1 pseudogene is annotated in these 1132 nt (G+C 74.2%); it reads left to right on the top strand.

Annotation, left to right across the window (positions count from 1 at the left end):
- Positions 1 to 18: 18 nt before the first annotated feature.
- Positions 19 to 1132, top strand: a pseudogene (locus tag AC3A6P_RS36060) (hypothetical protein); the annotation flags it as partial.

The raw sequence follows: 1132 nt of genomic DNA on the forward strand, positions 1-1132 counted from the left end.
GGTGCGCCTGGTGTTCCGGTGGGTGACAACGGTGGTGTGGTGGCGCCTCCGGGGCCGGGTGCGCCTGGTGTTCCGGTGGGTGACAACGGTGGTGTGGTGGCGCCTCCGGGGCCGGGTGCGCCTGGTGTTCCGGTCGGTGACAACGGCTCTGCGGCAACTCCGCCCGGGCCGGGTGCGCCTGCTGTCCCGGTGGGCGACAACGGCTCTGCGGCAACTCCGCCCGGACCGGGCGCCCCCGGTGCTCCCGTGCTGGACAGCGGCGCTGTGGTCCATCCGCCGGCGCCCGGCACCCCCGGCATCCCCGTGGTCGAGACCGGCAACGTCGTGACCCCGCCGGCTCCAGGTGTCCCCGGCGTGCCGGTGGTCGAAACCGGCAACATCTCCACGCCCCCCACCCCGCCGGTCCCGGGTGGACCGGCCGGTGACCACGGTGTGGAGTTCACGCCGGGCACCCCGCCCACCCCGGGCGAGCCGCTGGTCGAGACCCGCCAGATCGTCACGCCCCCCACGCCGGGAACCCCAGGCGAGCCGGTGATCACGCCATACATCGGCATGAACCCGGGAACCCCGCCCACTCCCGAGCTGCGGACCATCGAACCGCCCAGCATCGACATCCCGCCGGGCGGTAGCTACCCGGGCGTGCCGAGCATGCAGCCCAACAGCATCTCGACGCCTCCGGTGCCGGGTGGGCCCGGTGCGCCCGTCGTCGATGCCGGCAGCATCTCGACGCCGCCGGCCCCGGTGGATCCCGGTCTGCCGATCCACGACAACTCCAGCGCGGTGACCCCGCCGGCACCCGGCACCCCGGGTGCCCCGGTGGTCGACACCGCCGGCGTGGTGACCCCGCCTGCGCCGGGTGCTCCCGGAGCGCCGGTGGTCGAGACCGGCAATGTCGTCACCCCGCCCACCCCCGGAACACCCGGTGTCCCTGCCGGTGACAACGGTGGTGTGGTGACTCCGCCCGGACCGGGGACCCCTGGTGTTCCGGTGGGTGACAGCGGTGGTGTGGTGACTCCGCCCGGACCGGGCACTCCTGGTGTTCCGGTGGGTGACAGCGGTGGTGTGGTGACTCCGCCCGGACCGGGGACCCCTGGTGTTCCGGTGGGTGACAGCGGTGGTGTGGTGACTCCGC

It is taken from the genome of Mycobacterium sp. Soil_C_30, assembly GCF_057656995.1.